We start from the raw sequence: 357 nt of genomic DNA, 5'->3' as shown, positions 1-357 counted from the left end.
GCCGATGCATTATGCGCGCCCTGCGTCCAACGGCTGTCGAGCCAAGGGAGCCATTCCTCGATCGAGCTTTGGCGGACACGGAAGACATCGGAGCGCTGACCGCGCAGGACGCTGCGGACGAGCTTGCGGCTATGCCCGGTACGTTTGACGATCTGCTTGATCGGAACGCCCTGCTTCGACAATTCCATTATGGCTTCGTTCGTTTCCTGCCGCCGCAGGAAACCTTCATATTGAAGGTGTTCGGCATAGGTCAGAAGTTTGGGATCGATCACGGAGCTGCCGACCGCTTTTCGGATCTGACGCATGGATTTGCCGACAGCGTCGAGAAAGGCGCGGCTCGCGTTCTCCATCAGATGC

General features: G+C 58.8%; 1 pseudogene. It reads right to left on the bottom strand.

Annotated elements, in window-relative coordinates:
- A pseudogene (locus EET67_RS26370) lies at positions 1-357 on the bottom strand (ISL3 family transposase); the annotation flags it as partial.

The organism is Borborobacter arsenicus, from assembly GCF_003934165.1.
Taxonomy (GTDB): Bacteria; Pseudomonadota; Alphaproteobacteria; order Rhizobiales; family Rhizobiaceae; genus Pseudaminobacter; species Pseudaminobacter arsenicus.
The sequence above is the reverse complement of the archived record's forward strand: the minus strand, read 5'-3'. Positions and strand labels throughout refer to the sequence as shown.